22 protein-coding genes and 2 pseudogenes are annotated in these 25147 nt (G+C 63.6%); 4 read left to right on the forward strand and 20 right to left on the reverse strand.

Annotation, left to right across the window (positions count from 1 at the left end; translation table 11 throughout):
• Positions 1 to 315 precede the first annotated feature (315 nt).
• On the forward strand, positions 316 to 1344 hold the full coding sequence (locus tag JT360_RS02745) for a LacI family DNA-binding transcriptional regulator (RefSeq protein ID WP_214469974.1): 1029 nt from the start codon (positions 316 to 318) through the stop codon (positions 1342 to 1344).
• A 54-nt stretch (positions 1345 to 1398) separates the two neighbouring features.
• On the opposite strand, the gene JT360_RS02750 is transcribed toward JT360_RS02745, so the two are convergent.
• The 17 genes and pseudogenes from JT360_RS02750 to JT360_RS02830 all read right to left on the reverse strand — a co-directional run bounded on the left by JT360_RS02750 (position 1399) and on the right by JT360_RS02830 (position 17304).
• Positions 1399 to 2418 (reverse strand): aliphatic sulfonate ABC transporter substrate-binding protein, encoded by a 1020-nt coding sequence (locus JT360_RS02750; protein ID WP_214469976.1) that lies wholly within the window; start codon positions 2416 to 2418, stop codon positions 1399 to 1401.
• Positions 2419 to 2452: 34 nt separating this feature from the next.
• A complete protein-coding gene (locus tag JT360_RS02755) occupies positions 2453 to 3358 on the reverse strand; it encodes an ABC transporter permease (RefSeq protein ID WP_214469977.1) in 906 nt (301 codons plus the stop codon).
• 12 nt (positions 3359 to 3370) lie between these two features.
• On the reverse strand, positions 3371 to 4207 hold the full coding sequence (locus JT360_RS02760) for an ABC transporter ATP-binding protein (RefSeq protein WP_214469979.1): 837 nt from the start codon (positions 4205 to 4207) through the stop codon (positions 3371 to 3373).
• Between the two features lie 14 nt (positions 4208 to 4221).
• Positions 4222 to 4548, reverse strand: a complete 327-nt coding sequence (locus JT360_RS02765; RefSeq protein ID WP_214469980.1) for a 4Fe-4S dicluster domain-containing protein — start codon at positions 4546 to 4548, stop codon at positions 4222 to 4224.
• Positions 4545 to 6170 (reverse strand): FAD-dependent oxidoreductase, encoded by a 1626-nt coding sequence (locus JT360_RS02770; protein ID WP_214469982.1) that lies wholly within the window; start codon positions 6168 to 6170, stop codon positions 4545 to 4547. The genes JT360_RS02765 and JT360_RS02770 overlap by 4 nt, the downstream gene beginning before the upstream one ends.
• Positions 6171 to 6206: 36 nt before the next feature.
• Positions 6207 to 6803 carry a thioredoxin family protein gene (locus JT360_RS02775; protein WP_214469984.1) on the reverse strand — a complete coding sequence of 199 codons (597 nt, stop codon included), beginning with the start codon at positions 6801 to 6803 and terminating at the stop codon, positions 6207 to 6209.
• Between the two features lie 261 nt (positions 6804 to 7064).
• A complete protein-coding gene (locus JT360_RS02780; RefSeq protein WP_214469986.1) occupies positions 7065 to 7526 on the reverse strand; it encodes an aconitase X swivel domain-containing protein in 462 nt (153 codons plus the stop codon).
• Complete coding sequence (locus JT360_RS02785) at positions 7523 to 8773, reverse strand: aconitase X (RefSeq protein WP_214469987.1); 1251 nt, start codon at positions 8771 to 8773, stop codon at positions 7523 to 7525. Before JT360_RS02785 ends, JT360_RS02780 begins: the two co-directional genes overlap by 4 nt.
• A gap of 226 nt (positions 8774 to 8999) precedes the next feature.
• A pseudogene (locus JT360_RS02790) lies at positions 9000 to 10066 on the reverse strand (ABC transporter ATP-binding protein).
• Complete coding sequence (locus JT360_RS02795; protein ID WP_214469989.1) at positions 10066 to 10854, reverse strand: ABC transporter permease; 789 nt, start codon at positions 10852 to 10854, stop codon at positions 10066 to 10068. The pseudogene JT360_RS02790 and the gene JT360_RS02795 overlap by 1 nt, the downstream one beginning before the upstream one ends.
• Positions 10854 to 11717: an ABC transporter permease gene (locus tag JT360_RS02800; RefSeq protein WP_214469990.1), complete on the reverse strand. Its 864-nt coding sequence runs from the start codon at positions 11715 to 11717 to the stop codon at positions 10854 to 10856. Before JT360_RS02800 ends, JT360_RS02795 begins: the two co-directional genes overlap by 1 nt.
• A 67-nt stretch (positions 11718 to 11784) precedes the next feature.
• Entirely contained in the window at positions 11785 to 12846 is a 1062-nt protein-coding gene (locus tag JT360_RS02805; RefSeq protein ID WP_214469992.1) for an ABC transporter substrate-binding protein, read from the reverse strand.
• 40 nt (positions 12847 to 12886) lie between these two features.
• Positions 12887 to 13861, reverse strand: a complete 975-nt coding sequence (locus JT360_RS02810) for a PfkB family carbohydrate kinase (RefSeq protein ID WP_214469994.1) — start codon at positions 13859 to 13861, stop codon at positions 12887 to 12889.
• The gene (locus JT360_RS02815; protein WP_214469996.1) at positions 13858 to 14907 is read right to left on the reverse strand and encodes an ADP-ribosylglycohydrolase family protein; all 1050 of its coding nucleotides are present in this window, start codon (positions 14905 to 14907) and stop codon (positions 13858 to 13860) included. The genes JT360_RS02810 and JT360_RS02815 overlap by 4 nt, the downstream gene beginning before the upstream one ends.
• A 3-nt stretch (positions 14908 to 14910) precedes the next feature.
• On the reverse strand, positions 14911 to 15636 hold the full coding sequence (locus tag JT360_RS02820; protein ID WP_214469997.1) for a GntR family transcriptional regulator: 726 nt from the start codon (positions 15634 to 15636) through the stop codon (positions 14911 to 14913).
• A gap of 346 nt (positions 15637 to 15982) precedes the next feature.
• A complete protein-coding gene (locus tag JT360_RS02825; protein ID WP_214469999.1) occupies positions 15983 to 16147 on the reverse strand; it encodes a DUF3309 family protein in 165 nt (54 codons plus the stop codon).
• Between the two features lie 317 nt (positions 16148 to 16464).
• Positions 16465 to 17304, reverse strand: coding sequence for a methyltransferase family protein (locus JT360_RS02830; protein ID WP_250888576.1), 840 nt, complete (start codon positions 17302 to 17304; stop codon positions 16465 to 16467).
• A 163-nt stretch (positions 17305 to 17467) separates the two neighbouring features.
• On the opposite strand from JT360_RS02830, the gene JT360_RS02835 reads away from it, so the two are divergent.
• Together JT360_RS02835 and JT360_RS02840 are read left to right on the forward strand one after the other, a co-directional pair.
• Positions 17468 to 20935, forward strand: coding sequence for a tetratricopeptide repeat protein (locus JT360_RS02835; protein WP_352126985.1), 3468 nt, complete (start codon positions 17468 to 17470; stop codon positions 20933 to 20935).
• Between the two features lie 48 nt (positions 20936 to 20983).
• On the forward strand, positions 20984 to 21739 hold the full coding sequence (locus JT360_RS02840; protein ID WP_352126986.1) for a hypothetical protein: 756 nt from the start codon (positions 20984 to 20986) through the stop codon (positions 21737 to 21739).
• A 7-nt stretch (positions 21740 to 21746) separates the two neighbouring features.
• Here the strand turns inward: JT360_RS02840 and JT360_RS02845 are convergent.
• Positions 21747 to 22072: pseudogene (locus JT360_RS02845) on the reverse strand (IS481 family transposase); the annotation flags it as partial.
• 274 nt (positions 22073 to 22346) lie between these two features.
• Here JT360_RS02845 and JT360_RS02850 point away from each other — a divergent pair.
• Positions 22347 to 22646 carry a hypothetical protein gene (locus JT360_RS02850; protein ID WP_214470004.1) on the forward strand — a complete coding sequence of 100 codons (300 nt, stop codon included), beginning with the start codon at positions 22347 to 22349 and terminating at the stop codon, positions 22644 to 22646.
• Positions 22647 to 22796: 150 nt separating this feature from the next.
• On the opposite strand, the gene msrA is transcribed toward JT360_RS02850, so the two are convergent.
• Both msrA and JT360_RS02860 read right to left on the reverse strand, forming a co-directional pair.
• Positions 22797 to 23315 (reverse strand): peptide-methionine (S)-S-oxide reductase MsrA, encoded by a 519-nt coding sequence (gene msrA, locus JT360_RS02855; RefSeq protein ID WP_214470006.1) that lies wholly within the window; start codon positions 23313 to 23315, stop codon positions 22797 to 22799.
• Between the two features lie 181 nt (positions 23316 to 23496).
• Entirely contained in the window at positions 23497 to 25044 is a 1548-nt protein-coding gene (locus JT360_RS02860) for a glycosyltransferase family 39 protein (protein WP_352126987.1), read from the reverse strand.
• Positions 25045 to 25147: the final 103 nt, after the last annotated feature.

The following is a 25147-nucleotide window of genomic DNA, read 5'->3' on the forward strand; positions in this document are numbered from 1 at the left end:
TGAGGGATATTGACGGCAGGATCGGAAGGCTGTCAACATCATAAATAATCAAAACACCTCACAACATCGCAATGAGGCCAGGAAATGCGTCATACCAAGGTTCAATTAGCGCTCCCCATGCCTCGATTTGATGGGAAATGTGCTCTCTCTGCCCGGCGCGATCGTGTCGGGCGACTTGATTTAGCCCAGCGGCTTGCGCATCGGCCAAGGCCGGATACATCATTTCCCATCAGAATCGCGGATACAGAGGAGCCGTTGCCATCAGGCCGGTTGCCGGCATTGCGTGATCTTGATGCGTTGAGGAGATGAAAGACGGTGCGTTCCACCCTGACTGACATTGCCCGGGAAGCCGGCGTTTCCGCCGCCACTGTCGACCGCGTGCTCAACAACCGTCCCGGCGTGCGAGCGCGCACGCGCGAGATCGTGCTCGAGATGGCGCAGCGTCTCGGCTACATCGCCGACAGCCCGAACGGCGCGCCGCTGCGGCCCGCGCCCGGCGAGATCATCAGGCTCGACTTCGCGCTGCCGGCCGGCACCAACTCCTTCATCAAGGTGCTGCACCGCCACATCGAGGCGCAGGCCCTGGCGCGCCCCGATCTCGACGTCCACATCGCCACCATAGAAGGCTTCAATCCCGACCGGCTCGCCCGCCTGCTGCAGGATTTGCGAGGGCAGACGCAAGGCGTCGGCGTCATCGCCCTCGACCATCCGACGGTACGCGAGGCGATCCGCTCGCTATCGGCCAACGACGTCAAGGTGGTGACCATCGCCTCCGACATCCTGCATGTGCCGAGGGTCGCCTATATCGGCATCGACAACCGCGCCGCCGGGCGGCTGGCCGGCTATCTGCTCAACCGTTTCATGGGATCGGAACGCCCCGGCAAGGTGGCGCTGTTCGCCGGGTCGCTGTCCTATCGCGGCCACGAGGAGCGCGAAATGGGGTTCCGCCATATCCTGACCGAGGAATCACCCAATCTCGAGATCGTCGAGATGCGCGAAATGCTCGATGACCGCGAGAAGGCCTATTCAGAGGCATCAGCACTCCTGGAACGGCACCCCGATCTTGCCGCGATCTACAATGTCGGCGCCGGCAACACTGGCATAGCCCGTGCGCTCAAGGAGCGCGGCCGCGCGCAATCCATGGTCTTCCTCGGGCATGAGGTGACGGATGGCACCAAGGACCTGCTGCTCGACGGCACGCTCGACGCGGTCATCGACCAGAACCCGCGCGTCGAGGCCCGCGAGGCGCTCAACACCTTGACCCATGCGGTCCAGGGCTTGCCCTATGAATTGCACCAGCCGAGGCTGCAGGTGATCTTCAAGGAAAACATCCCGGAGATTTGACGGAGCCGGGTGATCGGGCAGCGCCGCAAACGCGCACTGCCCGATGATTCTGGCCTACTGGACGGCAGCGACTTGCGCTGCGGCTGCATCGACAAAGCTCTTGTCGACCCATTTGCCATAGTCGATCGATCCTTTCAACAGCCCGGCGCTCGCCATGAATTTTTCTTCGCTCTTGAGCGCTTCGATCGCATCGTCGGTGAGTTTCGGATCCTGGTGGAAGACGCCGTCGGCATAGGTCTTGCGGACGGATTTTTCCGACGACTTGGTCGCCTCTACAAAAGTCTTGATCGTCTCCTCGGGATGCGCGTCGGCCCAGCGCGAGATTTCGATGTCGACTTTCAGCAGCCGCTTGACCAGATCGGGATATTTGGCTGCGAAGGCGCCATTGACCGAGATGACGTTGGGCACGTTCCATTCCGGATGGGTACTGGTGTCAAAGAGGACGCGCGCCTCGCCGGTATCGACCAGCTTGGCCGCCGTCGAGTCCGTCTCGACGATGGCGTCGATGTCGCCGCGCAGCAGCGCCGGGCCGGACGCCTCGAATGGCAGGTTCAATCCTTCGACATCACTCGTCGTCAGGCCGACGCTGTTCAGCGCCTTGCTGAAATTCGAATGCCGGACCGTGCCGGTGAGATAGGCGACCTTCTTGCCCTTGAGGTCCTGCAGCGCCTTCAGCGGCGAGTCCGCCTTGACGACGATGTAGGAGCCGCCCGCTTTGACATAGTTCGACAGGCCGATCAGTTTGACGTCGGCGCCGGACGCGGCGACACGCAGCGCCGGATTGTTGCCGGTATAGGTGAACTCGATGGCGCCGGTGGCCAAAGCCGTCGTCGCCTCAGAGCCGCCATTGAACGTCACCAGCTCGACCTTGATGCCGTCCTTGGCGAATTCCTTCTCCCACCAGCCGTCCTTCTGGGCGAGAACGAATTTGAGGTGCCCGGGCGCGGTGCTGCCGATGCGGATGACATCGGGCTTGTCCTGCGCGAAGGCCGGCATGCCGCCAAGGCCGATGGCGACGGCAATCGCGCCCTTCAGGAGCAGCCGGCGAAATCCATCGAATGCGATACTGGACATGGAAAAATCCTTCCTGATTGGCTGAATGAACGGCTCAAATGAGCGAGGTCTCGGACTGGCCCTTCCAGGCGGTCGCCCAGCGCTCGAACCAGACGAGCAGGTAATTGACGGTCAGGCCGATGACGGTGAGCGTCAGGATGCCGGCATACATGTCGGCCGTTTCCATCATCAGCTGCGAGTTCTGGATGAGGAAGCCGAGGCCGGACTTCGCCGCCAGCATCTCGGCGCCGATGACCGCGAACAGCGAGGATTTCACCGCCAGCCGCGCGCCGGCGACGATCGAGGGAATGCTGGCCGGCAGGATGACCTTTCGGAACAGATCGAAGTCGGATGTACCCATCGAGCGCGCCGCCTTGATCAGCAGCGGATCGACCGATTTGACACCGCTGATCGTGTTGACGAGGAGAAAAAAGACCGAGGAGTAGAAAGTGATCGCCACCTTCGATTCCTCACCGATACCGAGCAGCAGGATGAACACCGGCAGCAGCGCGAATTGCGAGGTGTTGCGCAGCGTCTGGACGAGCAGGTCGCTGACCTTCTCGAACAGCGCATAGCGACCCATCAGGAGACCGAGCGGAATGGCCACCACCACGCCGAGCGCGAAGCCAATCGCCGCACGCTGCAGGCTGATGCCGATATGCTCGATCAGGACGCCCGAGGCGAGCAGATCCCACCAGGCGACAAGCACCTCGCTCAGCGGCGGAAAGAAGATACGGTTCAGCCAGCCGAGCCGCGGCGCGATCTCCCACAGCAGGAAAAACAGGCCGAGCAGCGGCAGGCCATAGAGGAAGGTGCCGGCTTGCGCCATCCTCTTTCGGGCTTTGGCCCCCTGGACGACGCCGCGCGCCTTGACCGCCGGAACTTTTGCCGGACCAGCGACCTCACCGGCAACGCTGTGAAAGCCGATGGCGGGGCCAAATTTTTCGGTCAGGTAAGCCATGTATCCAGCTCCTCAATGGCTGAAGGCTGGCGACAGCGTCCAGTCCTTCTGCGCCTTGTTGACCTCGTCGCGCAGCACGTCCCAGACGCGGGCGCGGTAATCGTTGAACGCCGCACTGGCGCGGATGTCGCCGTCGCGTGGGCGCGGCAGATCGATGTCGATGATTTCCTTCACCGCGCCCGGGCGCGCCGTCATCACCACCACCCGGTCGGCGAGGAAGATCGCCTCGTCGATCGAATGGGTGACGAAGATGACGGTCGTCTTGATCTTGCCCCAGATCCGCAAAAGTTCGCCTTGCAGAAGCTCGCGCGTCTGCTGGTCGAGTGCCGCGAACGGCTCGTCCATCAAAAGCACTTCCGGGTTGCTGGCCAGCGCCCGCGCGATCGCCACACGCTGCTGCATGCCGCCTGAGAGCTGGTTTGGGAAACGGTCCTCGAAGCCGGCAAGGCCGAACAGCGACAACAGGTGGCGGGCCGTCGCCGTGCGCTCCGCCTTGCCGACACCGCGCACTTCCAGCGCATATTCGATGTTGGCGAGCGCGGTGCGCCAGGGAAACAGCGCATATTGCTGGAACACATAGCCGGTCTTGGGGTCAGGCCTGGTGATGCGCCGGCCGTCGAGTTGCACATCGCCGCCTGTCGCCTGCGTCAGCCCGCCGATGATGTCGAGCAGCACCGATTTGCCCGAACCGCTGGGACCAACCAGCGTGATGAACTCGCCTTTGCGGATCGAGAGATCGACACCGTCAAGCACCGTGACGCGGTCGGTCGCCTCCCCGTCGACGGTGACGAACTGCCCCGGCTTGAGCTGAAAGGTCTTTTTGATGTCGCTGACGACGATGCGATCCATGATCCTCTCCCCTCCTATTGCGCCACGCGGATGCGATGCGTGGGATCGAACTCCGAGCCTCCGGCCTTGCCGCGCTTCCAGCCGAGCGCGCGGGCATAGCCGCCGAACAGATGGCGCTCCTCGACTTCCGCCTCGCTGATGCCGGTCGGCCCCTCGGCGAACTCGGCGACGTAAAGCGCGTCGGTCGGGCAGTAGATCTCGCACAGGAAGCAGGTCTGGCAGTCGTCCTGGCGGGCGATGACAGGCACGCCGCCCTCGGTCGCGTCGAAGACATTGGTCGGGCAGACCTTGACGCAGATGTCGCATTCGATGCAGCGCGTGGCCGAGACGATCTCGATCATGACGCCAGCTCCGCCAGCCGCTCGGGCGCGCCGGCAATGCGGAATTGGTCGACGCCGGTGATCACCAGCCGGTGCGCCAGGGCCGGGCTCTTGCCCGGCAGGTCCGTGCGGCGATGCATGCCACGGCTCTCGGTGCGACGCAGTGCTGCCGCCACGGACCAGCGCCCGGCGGCGGCGATCGACGCGGCCTCGCGCGCACGAACCCGGTCCGGCCCCTCGCCCCGCAGATGGTCGCGCACCTCGCGCCAGACGCTCTCCAGGCGCTCCCGGCTTTTCTCGAGGCCCACACCGCTGCGAAAGAAATTCCCGTCGAGCGGCGTCACCTCGTTGCGCACGGCGTCGATGACCTCGCTGGCCCCGATGTCATCGCGCGGCGACGCCGCAGGCCTTAAGCCGGCTTGGCCGAGCGGCCGCACCGTGCTGCGGAAAGCCTTGCCGCCGCGGCGCTTCGCATGGACCGAGGCGCCCTTGCCGGCCCACCAGCCGCTGGCCAGTGCCCAGGACGAATTGACGGCGCCGCCACCCGATACGGCACCGGTCATGATCTCGCGGCTGGCGGCGTCGCCGGCGACGTAGAGGCCCGGCACGCCGGTGGCGCAGTCGTCGGAGACGATGTCGATGCCGCCGGTGCCGCGCACCGTGCCTTCGGCGCGCAGCGTGATGCGGAACAGCTCGGTGAACGGATCGATGCCGGCGCGGTCATAGGGAACGAAACAGTTCGGCTGGCCCTGGCGCAGCCAGCCCTGCAGCGTCGGCTCGGCCTGGTCGAGCCGCGCATAGACCGGACCTTCGATCAACGCGCGCGCCACTTCTTCCTCGCGGACGCCAATGCCGTTGCGCAACGGCTCACCGGTCGGCCCGAGGATCGGTGAGCCGTCCTCGCGATGGAACGAGGCCCAGCGGAACGGCAGCCCCTTGTTCAGTGAGGAGCCGTATGGCGCCAGCGTGTACTTGCCGGTGAATTCCATGCCCGACAGGCTGGCCCCGGCCTCCGCCGCCATCAGATAGCCGTCCCCGGTCAGCCCGGTCCCGCCGAGGATGCGCTCCCGGAAAGCGCAGCCGCCGGTCGCCAGCACCACGGCCCGGGCATCGACACGCCAGTCATGGCCCGCCTGCCGGGCGGCACCGGCGGCGCCGACGATGGCGTCGCCGTCCGACAGAAGTTCGAGTGCCGGATGATGGTCGAGCACGGTGACGCCGGCCATGAGCACGCGGCGGCGCATGAAGCGCATATAGTCGGGACCACGCAGATTGGCGATGTAGAGCCGACCGTCATCCTCGCTCGGGAAGGGATAACCCCATTCCGAAAGTTTCAGCAAGTTGCGGTAGGCGGTGTCGACGCAGCGCAGCATCCAGCGCGGGTCAGCGAGTTCGCCGGTGCGCTGCCAGCGCCGCTCGACGACGGCATGCCTGTTGTCGCCCGGCGGCACGCACCAGGTGCCGGTGTTCGAAGGCGCGGTGGCGCCGCTGGTGCCGAGATAACCCTTGTCGGCCAGAACCACCTTGGCACCGCTTTCGGCCGCGGCAACAGCCGCCCAGGCGGCCGACGGGCCACCGCCCAGCACCAGCACATCGGCCTGAAGGTGCAAGCTGTCGGATGAGGATCGCTGGAACTTGGGCATGGAGACTCGGTGTGAATGCGCTGCAGGGCGACGGCGCTATGCGGCGCGGGCGGCGCTTGCGAACCACACCGGTTCATTGCCGGCGCTCCATTTGATGTTGCAGCCGATCGACGGCACTTGGCTTGCGGCGGGCCGGCCGCCCTCCAGCACCGTATCGACCGCCGCGCGCAGATCGGCGCCGGTCACCGGTTTGCCATTGCCCGGCCGCGCATCGTCGAACTGGCCGTGATAGGCGAGGCGCCGATCGGCGCCGAACAGGAAAAAGTCTGGCGTGCAGGCCGCGCCATAGGCCTTCGCCGTCCGCTGCGAGGCGTCCTTGAGATAAGAGAAGGAGTAGCCGAATTTCTCCACCTCCTCGCCGATGCGGGCGAGCGTCTCTTCCGGATGCGCCTTATGGTCGTTGGCGTTGATCGCCACCACCTGCAGCCCCTTGGCTGCATAGTCGCGAGCGAAGGCGGCAAGCTCATCGCGGATCAGCATGACGAACGGACAGCGATTGGAAATGAAGGCGACAAGCAAGGCCGGCCTGGCATCGAAATCGGCGAGCCGGTGCAGCACGCCATGCGCGTCGGGCAACAGGAAATCCGCCGCTTTGGTGCCAAGCTCGATCGGATTGGATTCTGTCTTCGGCATCGATACGCTCCCCTTGCAGCCGGTTCTCACAGGCCAGGCCGCAAGCATTTCAAACGCTCGCAGTTAGTCTATGAATTTAGTAGAATTATAGGCTGGAGAGCGCGTTCACGGTCAACCGGTCGGCTTAGAATATCGTGCCAATGTTTCGAGCCGAGCCGGCAAGTTTGTTCGAGCAGGAGCAAATCCGGAGAAATCATGGGGCTGTGACTTGGCGGGCGCTGCCGCTCCGCCGGCAACAATGTTGCTCCCCCCGGCCGTGGCCTAGAGATGGCGAGGCTCTGCGATGACTGGCTGAATGCCGATGATCGCCCGGCCATCTGCCCCAATGCCGATCGCGATCCTGTCACCAGTCGCAATGCTGGAAATATCGCACACCACCAGCGGCATGCGGATGTCGTAGAGAAACTCGGCAACGATGGCGCCGACCGCCAGGATCGGATCCGGCCGCTGCAGAAGAATGCCGGCCGGCGCCGTGCCCCGGCGGATCGCTTCGGCCAGGACCGAGGATGACGACGAGGATCCGCGCCCGCTCGGCATCACCAGGATCTTGCCGATGACATTCTGGCCGAGGCCCGGATGCGAGTGGTCGATAATGTCCCCGGTCTCCGGATCGATCCCGCCCCAGAAGCTGAGCGGTTGCGAAAACACCAGCGCCAGTCCTTCGGCCTCACCGGCCAGCTGGAAGGTGCCTGTTCTTTCAAAGGTTTCCATCGATCGCGTCATGTGCCGCTTCGCAGGACATGCCCGACTGCTGCGGAGCGGATGCAATCCCTCATCTCGGCGAAGGCGACGGTCACGCCGATATTGCCCGGCGCATAATGCGCCCATTTGCCGGAGTTGGTCATCACCACGCCGTCGAGGCGCTTGAGGATGGAGGTGACGTAGGTGCAGGTGTCGGCGACCGGGATCAGGCCGAAGGCTTCCATGCCATCAAGCGCGCCCTCCTCCTGCAATCGTGCCAGCGTGGCGCGCCCGGTGTTGACATAGATCGGGATGCCCCTGCCTGGTGCTGCCTCGCGCAGAAGCGGCAGCAGGCGCATCCACTCCTCATGCGAGAAGTGTGGCGTGCCGAGCGACACGGCCGCCAAAGGTGCGCCGTCAGGCACGCCAGACAGCCTTGCCAGCGCATGATCGATATCGGAACGGCTGATGCGGATCGTCTCTTCCGGCGCCATGCCTTGAAACGCCTGGTCGAGCGTTCCAGCCTCCGGCGTGATACCGACCGCATGGAACAACGCCACCGCGCCGGCTGTCGCAGCCGCCGCCCCCAGCGCCTTCAGTTGATCCTCGTCGCGCGGCTGCGGCAGACCTGCAATGACAGGAATGCGGTCGCTGCTGGCTTGCCCGATGATCAGCCCGACACCGACGAACAGGCTGTCGCTCGGCTCCGGGTCGGGAACGTCCAATTCAAACAAGATCCGGCCACGCCGGTTTTCGCTGAGATGCAGGCCCCAGGCCGGCGCGCGTCCGGTCATGGCGCAGCACAGATCGATGAAATCGCCATAGCGGTTGGTGCGCGCGCCGATCACCGAATTGGCGAAGACGATGGCGTTGGATTCGCCCCAGGCGATCTGCTGGCCGGATTCAGGCCGGAACCGCGTCTGATAGGGCGCGCAGGTGAAGGTCGCCTGGCAGCCAAGCTCCAGATGCGCCTTCATCAGCCGCCGCGCCGGCACTTCCTCCGCTGCCGGCATCTTCACCATGCCGGGATGGATCAGGTCGAACGACCCGACATTCAGCGTCGTCTGGACCTGGACGCGGCCGCCGCCCTCGACCAGCCGTTCGACGAAATCGAGCCCCGCCTTGCCATGATAGAGGCAACCGTCGATATGAGCGCCTGATATGTCGAGCAGACTGCGCGCGCCGATGGCTTTGGAGAACGCGACCAGGATCTTCATCGCGGCGGCCGCGGATGGGCCTTGCTCGCCGTCGAGCATGGACTTGTCCTGTGCGGTCAATTCCAGCGTCATCAGTATTCCAGCCGCTTACTTCGATCGCATGGCGGGACAGCCCCCCTCTGCCCTGCCGGGCATCTCCCCCGCAAGGGGGGAGATTGGCCGTCATTTCTGCTTTCGCAAATTTTCAACGTTGCAGGAAGAGCTGCGGCGCTTACGCTGCTGATCTCCCCCCTTGCGGGGGAGATGCCCGGCAGGGCAGAGGGGGGTGTGACGGAGCGCCAACCTCCCCAGTTGGACCCTACCCCGCCGCGATCAACACCGTGCTTTCCGGCGACCAGCGCAGCACGACATCCTGACCTTCCGCCAGCCTGTCGGCACCGGTATTCTGCACGATCACCTTCAACGTCTGGCCAGCGCGCTCGACGAAATAGGTGCTGTTGTTGCCGGCGAAGATGCGCTTCGACACTTGCCCCCGCAGCATGTTCGCATTGGCGGCATCCGGAGCTCCGCCATCGATGGCAATCCGAATGCGCTCTGGGCGCACGGCGCAACTCGCCTTGGCGCCGGCGGCAAGCGTGGCGCCCGCGCCGGCAGCGATCGCCGTGCCGTCCGGCAGCCGGATGCCATTGCCGGTCGAGTCGCCGCGAAAGATATTGGCGTCACCGAGGAAGGTGGCGGCGAATTCGCTCTTTGGGCGATCGTATATCTCCTCTGGCGGCCCCTCTTGCACCAGCCTGCCGTCGCGCAAGATGCCGATGCGGTCGCTCATCGTCAGCGCTTCTTCCTGGTCGTGGGTGACGAAGATGGTGGTGATGCCGATCTCGCGCTGGATGCGTTTCAGTTCGATCTGCATGTCGACGCGCAGCGCCTTGTCGAGCGCGCCGAGCGGCTCGTCGAGCAACAGCACGCGCGGCTTGGTGACGATCGCCCGCGCCAGCGCCACCCGCTGGCGCTGGCGCCAGAGAGCTGGTGCGGCCGGCGGCCACCGAGCGTCCCGAGCTGCACGAGATCGAGGGCCCGCTGCACCTCGGCGGCAATCACCGCCTTGGCCTCGCCGCGCACCGACAAGCCGAAGGCGACATTATCGGCGACGCTCATATTGGGAAACAGCGCATAATTCTGGAACACCATGCCGATGCGCCGCTTTTCGACCGGCACGCGTTCCACACTTTCGCCGCCGATGGAAATACGGCCGCTGTCAGGGAAATCGAAACCGGCGATCTGGCGCAGCAGCGTGGTCTTGCCGCTGCCGGAGGGCCCAAGCAGCGCGTAGAAACCGCCATCGGCGAAATCGATGGAGACGTCGTCCAGCGCCTTGTGCGCGCCAAAGCTGCGCGACACGTTTGATACCTGCACGCCGGCCATTATTTCTCTCCGCCGAATTTGAAGAAGCGCGCCGTGAGCAGCATCAGCGCCATGGACACGACAATGATGATGGTCGAGACCGCATTGATCTCGGGCGTGAACCCCTTGCGGATCGCGGCGTAGATCTCGACCGGCAGCGTCGTCTGCCCAGGCGTCGACAGGAAGTAGGAGACCACGAACTGGTCGAACGACACCGCGAAGGCGAACAGCCCGCCGGCAATGACGCCCGGCATGATCCAGGGCAGCGCCACGCGGTTCGTCACCTGCCACTGGTTGGCCCCGAGCGAGCGCGCCGCCTCTTCCAGTTCCGGGGCGAAGGTCTGCAGCCGCGCCGAGACGACGACGATGACATAGGGCAGCGCCAGCGCGACATGGCCGAGCAGGATGGCGAACAGGCCGCGTCCGATGCCGACGCCGAAGAAGAAGATCAGCATCGCGGTGCCGGTGATCAGCCACGGAATGGCGATCGGCGGAAACAGCAGCGCCTGCAGCAATTTCTTGCCGCGGAATTCGTACCGATAAAGCGCCAGTGAAGCCGCCGAGCCGAGCACTACGCTGACGATGGTGGTGATGACGGCGATCTCGAGGCTGTTCCAGGTGGCCGAGATCAGCTGGTCGTTCTGCCACAGCGAGGCATACCATTCGGTCGTCCATTCGAAAGGCAATTGGTAGAAGGGCGAGGCGTTGAACGACATCAGCGCCATGATGATGATGGGCAGATAGAGGAAGGCGAGCAGCAGCCCGACATAGAGGCGGCCAAGTCCTTCCAGGATACGCGTCGTCATCATCACGCAGCCCTCTTCAGCACCGGCGAAGCAATCGCCAGGATGACCAGCACGACGGCCAGCAGGATGAAGGAGAGCGCTGCGCCCAGCGGCCAGTTGAAGACGGCGACGAACTGGTCCTCGATGATGGTGCCGTAGAAGGTGCCGGTGCGGCCGCCGAGGATGCGCGGCTCCATGAACGAGCCGACGACCGGCACGAAGATGAGTGCGGCGCCTGCCACCAGTCCCGGCATCGACAGCGGGATGATCACCCGCTTCAGCACCTGCAGCCGCGAGGCGCCGAGCGAGCGCCCGGCCTCGATAAGCGAGTCGTCGATGGCCTGCAGGGTGAGATAACAGGTCAGCACCATATAGGGCACGTAGGAGTGCACCAGCCCGATGATGACGGCTGGATAGGAATACATGAGATCGATGTTGATCTTGAACGGCAGCACCGCATTGAGCGCCGTGTCGAGGATGCCGCCCTCGCGCAAAACCATCGCCCAGGAAAAGATGCGCACCAGCCCGTTCGACCAGAACGGCAGGATGACGAGCAGGAAGATCGCCTCGCGGCTGCGGCCCTTCAGCACCTTGGCCAGCACATAGGCCGCGGGATAGCCGATGACGATGCACCACAACGTCACTTCGAGGCCGAGGCGCAGCGAGGCGAGCAGCAGTGTTAGATAAAGGCTCTGCGAGAAGAAGGCGGCATAGTTGCCAAGCGTGAACGCCCACGGTTTCCCCGACAGCGGCAGCTCGGTCATGAACGAGAAGAAGACCATGGCCGAGAGCGGCAGGAAGATCGCTACCGTCAGCCAGAGATAGGCCGGCGCCAGCAGCGGCAGCGCCGATTTCAGCCCGCTGCGCGACGCAGTCTGCGCTGCCATGAGAACCCTTCTCCCCAGGATTGAAGGGCCAGCCGGCGCGAGCCGCCGGCTGGTCCGGACGTGAACTTTACTTCACGTCGACCTTGAGCTGCTGCCAGAGCGCCAGATAGGCTTCGCGCTGTTTGTCGGTGATCGGCGCCTGGAACTGGATGCGCTTGGCAACCTCGGGATCACCCATCACCTTGCGGTTGAAGGCATCCTCGGGCAATGCTTCCACCGCCTTGGTGTTGGCGGAGACGGGAGCGCCGACCTTGGTGACCCATTCGACGTAGAATTTCGGGTCGATCATGTAGTTGATGAAGGCTTGTGCGCCTGCGACATTCTTGGAGCCAACCGGAATGGAGAAGGCATCGAGCCAGGCAACGGCGCCCTCCTGCGGAATGACCAGCGAGACCGGCAGCTTGAAATGCGTCTTGGCGCGGTCGGCCGAGCCGCTCCAGTAGGTGCCGATGTCGATCTGGTTGGAGGCGACCATCTGGTTCCAGTCGTTCTCGGAGCTCCAGAAGGTCTTGATCTGCGGCATCAGCGAGGTCAGCTTCGTCTTGACGGCATCCATATCCTTGATGTCGTTGATGTTCTGGCCGGTGGCGATGGCACCGAACTGTACCGCCTCGACGGCGTCGTCGCGGATGACGACGCGGCCCTTATGTGCGGGATTCCACATTTCGGCGATGCTTGTCGGCGGCTTGTCGAAGGATTTTTCGTTGATGGCGAGCGCCGTCAGGCCCCACACCCACGGCACGCCATAGACCTTGCCGTCATGGTCGAGCATTGGAGAACTGGCCTTGTCCTTGCTGATGTCGGCATAGTTCGGCAGCTTCGAGGTATCGATCGGTTGGATCAGCTTTTCCGCCATCGCCTGGTCGTTGAAGGCGGCATTGATCATGACCACGTCATAAAGGCCCGGATTGGTCCGGATCTTGGTCAGCATTTCCTGTTCGGAATTGAAGAAATCGTTGACGACCTTGTTGCCGGTCGCCTTCTCGAAGGCGGCGACGGCCCATGGTTCGTCGGCGCCGTAGCCTTTCCAGTTGAGCACATGCACTTCATCGGCCTGGGCCGCGAAGGCGAGTGCGGAGGTGAAGACGGCGGTCGCCGTCAAGAGAGCAGTCAAGTCGGGCATGCGCATGGTTTGTTCCTCTCTTTGGTTTGCCCGCTTCCCGGGCTTGTCAGGCTGTCTGTTGGGCCTTCTGTGTCTGGCCCGGCGCGCCGGTCGCGGCCTGGCTCAGGAAAGTCTGGACTTCCGCGTCGGTCGGCGCGGACGATCCGCCATGTCGGGTCACCGAAATGGCCGCCGCCGCATTGGCATAACGCGCCGCCTCGAAGGGGTGCATGCCGCGCGCCAACGCACTGACGAAAGCGCCGATATGGGCGTCGCCGGCGCCGTTGGTGTCGATGGCCGCCACTTTGAAGCCGGAAATGGTTTGCGCCGAGCCGTCGGCCAGCCTGATATGGCACCCCTTGGCGGCGGAGCGGATGACGACACCGGCCGCCTGCGGGCAATGATCGGCAAGAAGCCGTGCCGCAAGCGCCTCGACATCGCCCGGACCGGTAATGTCGGCGGCCTCCATCATGTTGCAGCTCAGCCACGTGGTTCGGGCAAGCACACGTGACAGGATGGGGCGCGGAATGTCTGAGATAACAGGCGTCGGGTCAAAGACAAACGGAACGTTTGCCGGCAGCGCCTCGATCCAGTCGGTGAGCGCGTCGCGGCTGCCGGGATAACTCAGCGTATATCCGGACGCGAACACCCAATCTTCCGGCGTCACCGATACTGGTGCCATCATGTCGAGGCGGAGCACGCTCTCCGCGCCCGGCCATGACACGAAGGTGCGTTCGGCATCGCTCGAAATCATGGCGACGCAATTGCCACTGTCCATCAGAGGCGATGGCGGTGTCAGCGTCTCGATGCCCTCGGCGGCGAAGGCGGCGCGCAGGAAGTCGCCGTTCGGCCCGCTGCCGAGCTGTCCGCCGAACACCACTGTCATGCCGGTGCGGGTGGCGGCGACCATCATGTTGAAGCCGCCGCCGGCGACCTGCGCATAGCTCGACGCCGTCTTCTCCGTGCCCGGCGCCGGCAAGGCGTCGATGCGGTAGACGTAGTCGACCACGGCGCTGCCGATATGGACGAGGCGCCCGCTCATGCCGCTGCGTCCTTGTCTGGGCCGGGCTTGTCCGCGCGGTCCTTGGACGTTCGCGCCGCGACAAGGTCGGCGGCCAACGCCCGGACACCCACCATGTCAATGCCCTTGAGGCCGGCGACCCGGTCCTGCGGCAATCGCGAAAAGCCGGTGCAGGCGCCGGCCATGCCGGCGGCGATGGCACCGATCGTGTCGGTGTCGCCGCCGAGATTGGCGCTGATGACCGCCGCTTGCCAGGGATCGCCGCCGGCGACTTCCAGCACCGCGAACGCAGCCGGAACGGATTCCTGGCTGGCGACCCCCGTGCCGACCAGATCGGTGATCAGTCGGATTGCATCGCTTATCGCCTTGCCGCGCACCAGATCCTGAGCCCAGACGATCCGCGCGGCGATGTCGCCGCCGGTCACCCAATGGCCAAGCGTCGCCCCTCGCCTCGCGGCCGCGACGGCGCTATCGGAGGCGGCGCGCCAGTCGTCGCCGGAGACGCCACGGCTGACGGCGGCCGCGACGGCCGCGGCCGATGCTATGGCGATCGACGTGTTGTGCGTCGCCCGGCAGGTCTCCGCCACCTTGGCGACGAACACATCGAGCGGCTCCAGCGGCTTCATGATGCCGACCGGTGCGATGCGCATGGCCGCCCCATTGGTGTCGCCGCCGCGCCCCGCCTCTTCCGCCGGCACGCCATTGTTGATGGCGTCGATGGCGCGCTTGGTCGATGGCCCAAGGAGATCATAGCTGCCCCGCGCCTTGACCTCGCGCTCCCAGTCGAGCAGCGCGTTGACCCAGCGCGCATGGTCGAAGCGCTCGCCCGATTCGACGAGAATGCGGCCGAGCAGCAGCGCCTGTTCGGTATCGTCGGTAATGGTCCCGGCCACCAGCCCCTTCGACACCGGATGATCGGCGAAAGGCGTGATGAAATCCTCGACATGACCGTAAAGCTCGGCAATCCGCGCCGGCGACAGAAGCTGCGTCGGCATGCCGAGCGCGTCTCCCAGCGCTCCGCCGACAAGCGCGCCCAAGGCGCGATCAAGCGTGATCGTGTCCGGCATCGCTCAGAACCTCATATGCAGCGCGAAATGCGCCGGATTGAGCAGGCTGGTGACATATTCGATCGGCCGGTCATCGGCGGCGCGGGTCAGCCGGCGGCCGCGCAGGAAGGGCGTGCCTTGCGGGCAACCGAGGATGGCGGCATCGTCGCCGTTGAGCATCTCGATGCCGACCCATTCCTCGCCATGATCGGGAATGAGGCCCGCGCCACGCAGGGTCTGGTGCAGCGAACCTTCGCGCAGGCCACGCAGCGGCACATCCTCAAGTTCAGGCGACAATGGCAAGCGGCTGCGCTCAATGGAGATCGCATGGCCATCGCTGGCATTGGTGCGCACCCGGTCGACGGCGATGAAGAAAGGGCTTTCGATGCCGAGCAACATTGCAAGGTCGGCGTCCTCGATCACTTCCAGCCGCAGCGTCCGCGTCTCGGCGTTGGCACCGGCATTGGCGAGCGCCCGCGACCAGCCGATGGAATCGTCGACCGGCTTGCCGTCGAAGGTGACGAAGGAACCGATGCCGACCTTGGTGGTGATCAGCCCACGGCTGGACAGCTCCTCGAGGCCCTTGCGGACCGTGTTGCGGCTGACGGAGAAGCGCTGGACGAGTTCGCTCTCGCTCTGCAGGCGGTCGCCGAAGCCGAGAACGCCGGAGCGGATTTCATGTTCCAGCACTGTGGCGATCTGCTCGGGCTTGCCCGTGCCGGGAGACAGTTGAGCCGAGCGCCGTTTCATATGCGTACCTGTTCAGTGAACCTGTATAACCCTGTTCAATATCCGGATGCGACAGCTCTGTCAACGATCGATAGGTCCTCGCCCTTGATCAGACGGCCATGGAGGCGCGGGCGACAGTCAGTTGGCTTCAAAAAGAAAGCCCGCTCCGGGAAACCGGGGCGGGCCTTGGAGGAGGATGAAGGGTGGGACCCTCTCCTCTTGTTTCCACGGGGGGTGTGGACCGCAACCACCATACAGCGGTCTGGTGGAGCGCAGGATCACAAGCCGGCCTGCCTCCATCACATTCCAGTGCACGCCGGCACGGGGTTTGCTCACGAGATTGCGACACCGACAGCAGAGACGCGGGCTAGATGCGCCCGAGCAAGACAAGGATGATGACTATAAGCAACACAAGACCGAGACCGCTACCACCATAATAGCCGGTTCCGTAGAACGGGCCGCCGCCGAGACCGCTGAAGCCGCCGAGCAGCGCGAGGATTAGAATAATGATAAGTATCGTTCCGAGGCCCATGGCTTTCCATGCTCCTGAATGCGCTTTTGCGCTGGTTCAACTTCGCACCATTCCGATGTGCAAGGTATGAACGTTTTACGGGCGCTGGCGTTCCGCCGGACACTCGCGGCCACGGAGCACTCCGGCCCGCAACGCGGGAAGCCCGCCTGAATGGCGGGCTTTCCGATCGGCCGGAGGCCAGGAGAGTGCGATCAAAGCCTCACGGCTGGTTCCGCACTTCCGATCCCGGCATTCCTCGCGTCGGCGGCGGTCTATTCTGTTAGCCAATCCCAAAGCCAGACGGCATGGGCTGGCACTTTCATCGCGAGTATTTGCCTTCAGAATATGCGGTAGAACAGCCTGTAGCGCACGCGTTCCATGTAAGCGCGATACTCAGGCACGGCGGCCAGCAGGGCCTCCTCTCGCAGGATACGATACAGCTGCAGATAGGTGATGACCGCATAGACCGCGAGGTTGTGAAAGGAAAACGCCGACAGCAGATAGAGCACATGGCCGGCAAGGTAACCGGCATAGATCGGGTGCCGGACAAGCCGGTAGGCGCCGCCCGTCATCACGCCGCGATTGGCAGGCAGGATGGCAAAGGAACGGCCAAGCGATATCTTGCCCCAGATGACAAAAAACAGCGCGAGGAACTGCAGCGGCGCGGCGATGTAGACCGGGACAAGCGCGATGCCAGGTTCGAGGGTGATCAACGCAACCCCGAAACTGGCGGTCACGGAGACGATAACGGTAAGCGGGCTCCAGTCACGCGTCACCGGGCGCCGCGACAACAGCAACCAGGTGAAGGTGAGTATTTCGGAAATCGCCACCAGCGCGACGTTGAGCCGGGTCGGATCTTCCACCACCTGATACGCGCCGCGATAGACGAACAGCCCCGCGCAGGCCAGGGCACATGTGCGAAAGAAACCTTCACGCAGGTCGACCAGTATGTCGCGCCTTCGCGCAGCGGAGAAAAATCCGCCCTCACTGCTTTGCGAAAACGCTTCACTTTTTGACGTGAGCAAGGCAAGCACCCCGATAGTCCCCTCAAAGTGACCATTGCATGCAACCATTGCCGGGCGGTTAACCGGCAAGATCGGATCGGCATCAAACGGGGCTACGTCAGAAGGGCTGCAAGTTGCAGGGGCATTGCAGTGTGCCGATTGTCGCCATTCCATTGCAATTTATGCTTGCATTTTGGAACAAATAAGGAACAATAGACGGATTGCCGCTGAAGCGGGCCAAGGTTTCGGGGGAAGGACCGGCGAGATGACGAGCAAAGGTGCGCGGCTGGTTGCAGCCGCGGTCGGATCATGCTTGCTCGTGAGGGCTTCTGGTCTTGTGGTTGTTCTTGCCCTGAGCACCGCCGCGCTGGCCGCGGGCAAGGACTACGCCGTCTGCTTCAGCGACGGCCGGGTCGGCGCCGACCAGCTCATCGCCGCCTGCACACCGATTGCCGAGGACAAGACCGAACCCTCGCGGAACCGTCTCATGGCCTATTTCCATCGTGGCCTCGCCTGGGACGACAAGCACGATCACGACCGGTCGATCGCCGACTACAGCGAGGCGATCACGCTCGATGCCAAGGAGGCCTCGGCCTACTTCAATCGCGGCGCTGCTTGGTACAACAAGGGGGAAAACGACCGCGCCATCGCTGACTTCAACCTCGCCATCAGCCTCGAGTCGGGCTCCAGCGATGCCTATTATAGCCGCGGCCTCGCCTTCTTTCGCAAAGGCAAGACCGACGCGGCCATCATCGATTTCGAGCAGGCGATCGCGGCCGATCCTCAAAATCACAATGCGCACAACAGTCTCGGCGCCACCTGGCAACGCAAGGGCGACCATGGCCGGGCCATCGCCGAATATGACGAGGCCATCCGTCTCGATCCGCAAGACGCCACTGTGTATGTCAACAGAGGCATCGCCCGCGCTTCCAAGGGCGACTACGACCTTGCGATCGCTGATTTCGGCCAGGCTATCGGCCTCGATCCGAAAAGCGTCGACGCCTATGCCAATCGCAGCGCTGCCTGGATTGGAAAGAGCGACTGGCCGCGCGCGCTTGCCGATGCCAATCGGGCGATCGGGCTCGACCCTCACAGCGTGGACGGCTACTACAACAGAGCGGTCGCCTGGACAAACAAAGGCGACAATGATCGCGCCATAGCTGATTTCGGCAAGGTGATCGGCCTCGATGCCAAGGACGCCGCCGCCTATTTCGGCCGCGCGCTGGCGTTGATACGCACTGGCGACGCGGCCGGTGCGGCCGCCGATTGCCGGAAAGCCATCGAGCTCGACCCGAAAAAGGCGGGTGGTTGCAACGCAGGACCGGTCCGCGCGAATGCGCCGGCTGTGCCACGGTCGCCCAAGCCTGCCGCAACCCCTGCTTACGAACCGTTCCAGCTATACCCCAAGGAGGATCACTCCGAGCTCGTTGCCTGGAATCTCAAACGGGGGGTTGAACAGCAGGTGCAAGGCTACGTCGAGGACGCGATAGTCTCATTCAGCTTTGCGATTCAGCTGGATCCTTACAGCGCCGAAGCCTTTTACGACCGGGCGCTCGCCGAGGCATCCCGGGGAGACTACGCCATTGCCGCCACCGACTGCCGGCGCGCCATCCAACTCGACCCGAAGCGCGCGGGCTCTTGCAGCGAACGCCCCCCGGGCGAAACAGCTCCATTAGCGGCCGCCGAGACAAGGGATCCGGCAGCCGCAAAAGCCCTGCTTGAACGCGCCGAGATGCGATTTGCAAAATATGGTGTCGAAGGCGCACTTCTCGATCTCGACAAGGCAATCAGCCTCGATCCAGACAGCGCCGAGGCTTATTTCCGCCGGGCCGGCGCCTGGACACTGAAGGGCGATATGGCGGGTGCGGCGGCGGATTGCCGTCGCGCCGCCGAACTCGATCCAAAATGGGCGGGAAGTTGCGGTGAAAAGGTTGCGGGCAACGAGAGCAAGTCGGCTCCGCCGCCAGACAAACAACAGCCGAGGCCCCAGGCCGCCGCTCCAAATATGGCAGCCACGGAAAACACGTTCGCCGCAATGGTCCTGGAAGTAGCAGATCCGCGCGTGCAGGAGGCGATCCTGGGCGGCGATGCTTTCTTGGACATGGGCAAGTACGACCAGGCGATCGGCGCCTACGACCAGGCGATCGCGCTCGATGCCAACAACCGGTTCGCCTATTTCGGCCGCGGCAAGGCCTGGGCCGCCAAACGCGTCTACGAGCAGGCGATCTCCGACTACGACAAGGTCATCCAACTTGCCCCTAATATGTCGTCGGCGCATTCTCGCCGCGGTCTCGCCAAGGTAACGTCAGGCGATGCCGAGGGCGCCCTCGCCGACTGCGGCCGAGCTTCGACACTCGATCCGAAGGCGCGCGACGCTTACTTCTGCGAGGGCATGGCCTGGCACGCCAAAGGCGAGCCGGGGCGCGCGATCGCCGCCTATTCGGTAGCCATCGAGATCGATCCGAAGGACGACGCCAGCTACTATGGACGCGGCATGGCGCGGGCCGACGGGAAGGACTATGACGAGGCCATCGCCGACTTCGGCCAAGCGCTCAAGCTCGACCCGGACAATCGCGACTACGCGCTCGCCCGCAAGGCAGCCGTGGCCGCCTTGAAGAAAGGCGGCGCCGCGCCGGGTGCCGTCGGCTCGGATCCCATGAACCTCAAGGCCTTCATGGATCGCGGCGATGCGCTCTACGACAAAGGCAAATTCGATCGCGCCATCGCCGAATACAGCAAGGCGATTGCGCTCGATCCAAGAAAAGCCTCGGCTTATGTCGGCCGCGGTATATCGCTTATCGAGAAAGGCATGTACGACGCGGCCATCACCGACTTCGGCGAGGTGATAAAGCTCTATCCCAGCTATTCAGACGCCTACATCGGCCGCGCTGTCGCGTGGACGAACAAGAACGAACTGGATCGCGCCATCGCCGACTACAGCCGCGTGATCGAACTCAACCCGCAATATGCGCCGGCTTATTTTGCGCGTGGCACCGTTTGGTTCACCAAGGGCGACTACGACCCGGCGATTGCCGACTTCGACCAGGCACTGAAGCTCAATCCGAAGATGGCCCTCGCCCGCAAGGGCCGCAAGTTGGCGATGGTTGCAAGAGACGAAGCGAACGCATCGAAGATGCCAGGCCAAGCCGCTGGCCGGGCTGGCGAGCAAGCGACCAGGCCGATTTGGACTTCGCTCGCTGCGCAGACCTTCAATAAGGGTCAAGCGCTGTATGGAAAGGACGACTATGGCGCCATTGCCCTGTACGACAAGGCGATTGCATTCTTTCCGGCGTTCCACGACGCCTATCTGGCCCGCGCGATGGCTTGGGAGGCCAAGAGCGATTACGCGCATGCGGTCGCCGATTACAGCCAGGCGATCAAACTCAATCCGGATCTTGCGGATACCTATTACGACCGTGGTCAGAACCGCAGTTCCCAAGGAGATTACGACGGGGCGCTTGCGGATTACGGAAAGGCCATCAGTCTCAATACCAAGGACGCAGGAGTCTATGCCGATCGGGGCCTCATTTGGATGGGCAGACATGAGGACGCCGCAGCGCTGCGCGATTTCGAAAAGGCACTTAGCCTCGACCGCAAGAACCCCTTTGCCTATTTGGGCCGGGGCGTGGTCCGGATCAGCAAGGCGGACTATGACGGGGCCATCGCCGATTTCAGCCAGACGATAAAGCTCAAGCCGGATTTCGCCGCCGCCTACAAGGCGCGAAGCAGGGCTTGGGACGCCAAGGGCAACCACAAGCGCGCCGAGGTCGACCGCGAGAAGGCACGCAGCCTGCAGGGGAAATAACAGGGGAGTTGAGAGGTCTGTCAGATGGCGCGTTGGAGAGGTTTGGGCGTGGCGGCGATCGCTGCCTTGTCGTTCGTTGCTGTAAAGGTGTTGCCTTGGGCGTTGGGCTTTGCCAGCGGCAAATATCTTTATCAGACGGTGGCGGGTTCGCCCGATGCGCAGACGCTGACCACAACTCAGGTGAGCGAACAGATTGATCGTCAGGGAAGCCAGGTATTCCTCGCAATCAAGCAGGAATTTCCAGATGACTATGAGGCCGTCGTGGAAAAGATCGCGACCGTGGCCAGACTTGGAAATGTCGAGCAAGTGCGAAACGCGAGCAGGATGGCAGTCGCCGGCCTCAGGCAGAGATATGCATCTCTGCTTTCCTCGGCTCCAGCCAGCAAAGCCGCCGAGGCGCTGGGTGCACAATTGGCCATGCTCAACCATGTCATGGCGCGAGAAACCGCAGCCACCTGCAACAACTACCTTCGCCAGGGGCCTGGCGCGCTCAGCACGCCGGACCAGGATTTCCTGCCCGACATGGACAAGATCGGCGCCACCCTGTTCCACGCCTTCGGCGCAGCGAAGAATGTCGGTTTGCCAGCCGTTGCCGCCCGCGACGAAGACTGGTCGCTGCTGGCCGAGGCTTTCATCAGCTCTGGCGGCACTCAGGCCGAGATGGATGCCATTGCCAACGTCAGCCCGGAATTCGAAGGCCTCTGCCCAGCCATCGCGAAACTTTACGCAGCAGCCCTGTCGCTGCAGGGTGAACCCGGGCGGCACATTAAAACCACTCTTCTTTATGAGATCGCCAGGAACTAGCCGGGATCCGCTGAACCTGTGTGGGGGAAGACGAGCGCATCAGATGCGGGATCGTCGGCTGAAGGGCATAGAGGCAATCATCGAGCGGCAAGAGCGTGTGCTTGCGAAAGGCGACGATGGCGGCTTCCTCTTCGAGCGACAGCACCGTCGAGCGCGGCTCTCTGGGACCGGTCGGAAGATCGGCGGTCGAGGTCCGGCTGCGCCACTTCGCGACCGTCTTGGGATCGATGCCATAGCGCTTGGCGAGCTTCTTCAGGCTCTCTTGACTATTTTTTGTATTGCTCGACGGATCGCATCTGTCGTCGTGGCGCGGCCGTGTAGAAGAGATCGCACCATTAAAGCCAGGGATCAAACATCTAGGGTCTGTGGGCTTGCCGCCCCCGTCTCAGCCCCGACCGTACGGAGCACCCCTGTGGATGGGCGCGTTAAAGCACCATTCGCTCGATTGGGGAAGTCATTTTTTTCATCACGCTGCGCCAAAAGCATTGCGCCAGAGCGGGCCCTCGTTGGCACTGTCGGCGCGACAATTTTATCCGGAACCTTCGCCAAACCGAGCGGTTGTCCCAACTGTCGCTACGCGACGAGTTCACAGAAATGGAGACCAACCATGTTCATGAAAATCCTCGCAGCTTCGGCCCTCGCCATTGGTCTGGCCACGTCGGCCATGGCGCAAAGCAATAGCGCAAACGGCACCGACGGCAGCGGCAGGTCAGTCACCGTCGACCCGAATACGCCGGCTTCGCCGAACACAGTCGACCCGGCGGTGACCAACAGCACGACTGGCACACCAGGCGACATGAATTCCAACGCGGACAAGAATTGCCCGACCAACCCGCAGGGTGCACAGCCTGATGCCAACGGCAATGCGACGGCGCCGAGCGTGAACGACAAAAACTGCGGCAAGTAGTTTTCTATAGCAGCACGGAAAGTCGTGGAGCGTAACGTCCGCGACTTTCCGCGTTCCACCGCTCTCGATTATCAAGACGACTGGCTGTCGGCAAGTTCCCGTCGGGCCGTTTTCCGCTTTGCCTAAAAGCGTTATTTCAGGGCACGACTTTTATGAGGCGGCCTTTTCTCGAACCGGCAGCTTCCAGCCTGGCCTGACGAAATGGCAGGTGTAGCCGTTTGGATATTTCTCCAGATAATCCTGATGCTCGGGCTCGGCCTCCCAGAAGGCACCGGCCGGCGCGACTTCGGTGACGACCTTGCCCGGCCACAGCCCGGAGGCATCGACGTCGGCGATGGTGTCTTCGGCAACGCGCTTTTGCTCGTCGCTGGTGTAGTAGATCGCCGAACGGTAGCTCATCCCGACATCGTTACCCTGGCGGTTGCGCGTCGTCGGATCGTGGATCTGGAAAAAGCGCTCCAGCAGCGTGCGATAGCTGATCACGGCCGGATCGAAATTGATCTCGATGGCTTCGGCATGGGTGCCGTGGTTGCGGTAGGTGGCGTTGGGGACGTCGCCACCGCTATAGCCGACACGAGTGGAGATGACGCCGGGGTAGCGCCGTATCAGATCCTGCATCCCCCAGAAACAGCCACCGGCAAGCACTGCGCGTTCGGTCGAAGTCGCCATGTCACGTCTCCTCAACAAGCAATTCCAGCTGTGTAGCGATTTCCCGTCCGGAATTGCGCAAAAAATTGGATTTCCCAATAAATGGGCATTGCCGTTTGCTTCGTCCAGTCGCGTGGAAGCGAACACCGCCATGCGCGAACGACATCACGACGCGGGCGATGGATCGACCGCGCAACAAGCTTTAGCTGCGCGGATGCCGGGTCCGGCTGTCGACGGCAACCGGCAGATAACGCGTGCCAGGTGGAATGGCGGCAAAGCTGATTGGCACCGGCGGCGCCATGCGCGACCAGTTGAAAAGAACGGTTTTGACCGGGACGTTGCCCAACCATACCCGCAGCCGTGGCGGCACGCCATGGCCCGCCCAGACCATCAGCATGCCGTGGTCGCGCAGCCGCTGCCTTGTGATCCAGGGCGCGAACCGCGTGTCGAGGTCGGTGAAGATCGACGGCTTGTCATAGGCATTGAGGCCCGCCAGCATGGCCAGATGGGTATCGCCGCCGACAATGTCGAGCCGGCCGGGCGCAGCCGCGTGCCAGACCGCCTCGGCCTCGTCCGAGATCGGCTGCGCTGGCCAGCAGACGGCGTCCATACGCCCCCGCACATTGCAGCCCGTCCAGCGGATGGCCGCATAGGCGCCTGACATGGTGACGATGCAGATGAACGCGCAAATCGCCAGCCTTCGCATCTCGATGGCGCCGAGCCGGTGGCCGAGGAAGGCGAGCGTCACGACGCCGACAAGATTATACATCGGCGCGCCCCAGGCTTCGCCGGTTCCGGCAAACAGCGAGGCCACCATGATCAGGGTCGCCGGACCAAGCCCCATCCATACGAGATAGACTAGGATGCCGCGTTCGACGGGCACTTCAGGGGCGGTCGAGCGCCGCAGCAGCCCTGATATTGCCAACACCAGGAGAAAGCCCGAGAGCCCGGCCATCTGGACGCCGATATAGTAGAGGCGCGCACGGTGCGCGATCACCCATTCGTCACGGCCGGCGAAATAGGTCAGCGGCAGGAAATCGATGCGGTAGAGTTCGAGGGCCAGCGGCGCGACGACGGCAAGAAAAACGGCAAGGCCGAGCCATGGCCAAGGCGTCGCCAGTCGGCCGCGCGCGCGCGCGTCGGACAGCAGCCAGAGAGCGCCAAAGGCAAGCAGCAGGCCGGTGGAGAACTTGGCATAGAGCCCGACGCCGGAGACCAGTCCAAGCGCCAGCCACCAGCCCGGCCCGCCACCGCGCCCGGCGCGCCAGAGCAGCCAGCAGATGGCCGCCCAGAACGGCATCTGCGCATAGTCATGATTGAATTGCGGGGTCGGCCAACCGAAGAAATAGACCGACGGCATCAAAAGCACGGCAGCCAGCGCACGGCGTTGCCCGAGCATGTCGCGGGCCAGCAGGTAGACCAGAACGAAGGTCGCCGAGACCGTCAACTGGGAGAGCATGTATTGCGGCCAGCGGAACGATCCGGTCAGGAGATGGCTGGTTTCGAGCAGCCAGCCGGGAAGCTGCGGGTGCTTGTAGGTCAAAAGCACCCATTCGCGGCCCCACATGAAGCCTTCCACGACATCGCCGGGTGGCGCGGGATCGATCAGTGCGGGCACTATCGTCCAGCACAGGATCTGCACCAGGCACAAAAGCGCCAGAAAATACCAGGGATGACGGAGCAGGCCAGGCCATACCGTTGACGAATCAAGGCCCGTGGCAGTCAGCCCCGCCGGCACCCAATTATCCACGGAGTCATCTATTCCCGCCATGCGGCGCTTAAACCACACCGTTCGGTTTGCCGAACAGCCCCAATCACCAAAGCTTACCAAAAAGTATACTTGTGCGCCATCG

Origin of the sequence: Mesorhizobium sp. dw_380, from assembly GCF_018588885.1 — a bacterium.
Lineage (GTDB): Bacteria > Pseudomonadota > Alphaproteobacteria > Rhizobiales > Rhizobiaceae > Mesorhizobium.

Coding starts and splice junctions, on each gene's coding strand:
- JT360_RS02750 (WP_214469976.1), bottom strand. CDS start 2,418: ATGTCCAGTATCGCATTCGATGGATTTCGCCGGCTGCTCCTGAAGGGC.
- JT360_RS02755 (WP_214469977.1), bottom strand. CDS start 3,358: ATGGCTTACCTGACCGAAAAATTTGGCCCCGCCATCGGCTTTCACAGC.
- JT360_RS02760 (WP_214469979.1), bottom strand. CDS start 4,207: ATGGATCGCATCGTCGTCAGCGACATCAAAAAGACCTTTCAGCTCAAG.
- JT360_RS02765 (WP_214469980.1), bottom strand. CDS start 4,548: ATGATCGAGATCGTCTCGGCCACGCGCTGCATCGAATGCGACATCTGC.
- JT360_RS02770 (WP_214469982.1), bottom strand. CDS start 6,170: ATGCCCAAGTTCCAGCGATCCTCATCCGACAGCTTGCACCTTCAGGCC.
- JT360_RS02775 (WP_214469984.1), bottom strand. CDS start 6,803: ATGCCGAAGACAGAATCCAATCCGATCGAGCTTGGCACCAAAGCGGCG.
- JT360_RS02780 (WP_214469986.1), bottom strand. CDS start 7,526: ATGACGCGATCGATGGAAACCTTTGAAAGAACAGGCACCTTCCAGCTG.
- JT360_RS02785 (WP_214469987.1), bottom strand. CDS start 8,773: ATGACGCTGGAATTGACCGCACAGGACAAGTCCATGCTCGACGGCGAG.
- JT360_RS02795 (WP_214469989.1), bottom strand. CDS start 10,854: ATGATGACGACGCGTATCCTGGAAGGACTTGGCCGCCTCTATGTCGGG.
- JT360_RS02800 (WP_214469990.1), bottom strand. CDS start 11,717: ATGGCAGCGCAGACTGCGTCGCGCAGCGGGCTGAAATCGGCGCTGCCG.
- JT360_RS02805 (WP_214469992.1), bottom strand. CDS start 12,846: ATGCGCATGCCCGACTTGACTGCTCTCTTGACGGCGACCGCCGTCTTC.
- JT360_RS02810 (WP_214469994.1), bottom strand. CDS start 13,861: ATGAGCGGGCGCCTCGTCCATATCGGCAGCGCCGTGGTCGACTACGTC.
- JT360_RS02815 (WP_214469996.1), bottom strand. CDS start 14,907: ATGCCGGACACGATCACGCTTGATCGCGCCTTGGGCGCGCTTGTCGGC.
- JT360_RS02820 (WP_214469997.1), bottom strand. CDS start 15,636: ATGAAACGGCGCTCGGCTCAACTGTCTCCCGGCACGGGCAAGCCCGAG.
- JT360_RS02825 (WP_214469999.1), bottom strand. CDS start 16,147: ATGGGCCTCGGAACGATACTTATCATTATTCTAATCCTCGCGCTGCTC.
- JT360_RS02830 (WP_250888576.1), bottom strand. CDS start 17,304: ATGGAATGGCGACAATCGGCACACTGCAATGCCCCTGCAACTTGCAGC.
- JT360_RS02850 (WP_214470004.1), top strand. CDS start 22,347: ATGTTCATGAAAATCCTCGCAGCTTCGGCCCTCGCCATTGGTCTGGCC.
- msrA (WP_214470006.1), bottom strand. CDS start 23,315: ATGGCGACTTCGACCGAACGCGCAGTGCTTGCCGGTGGCTGTTTCTGG.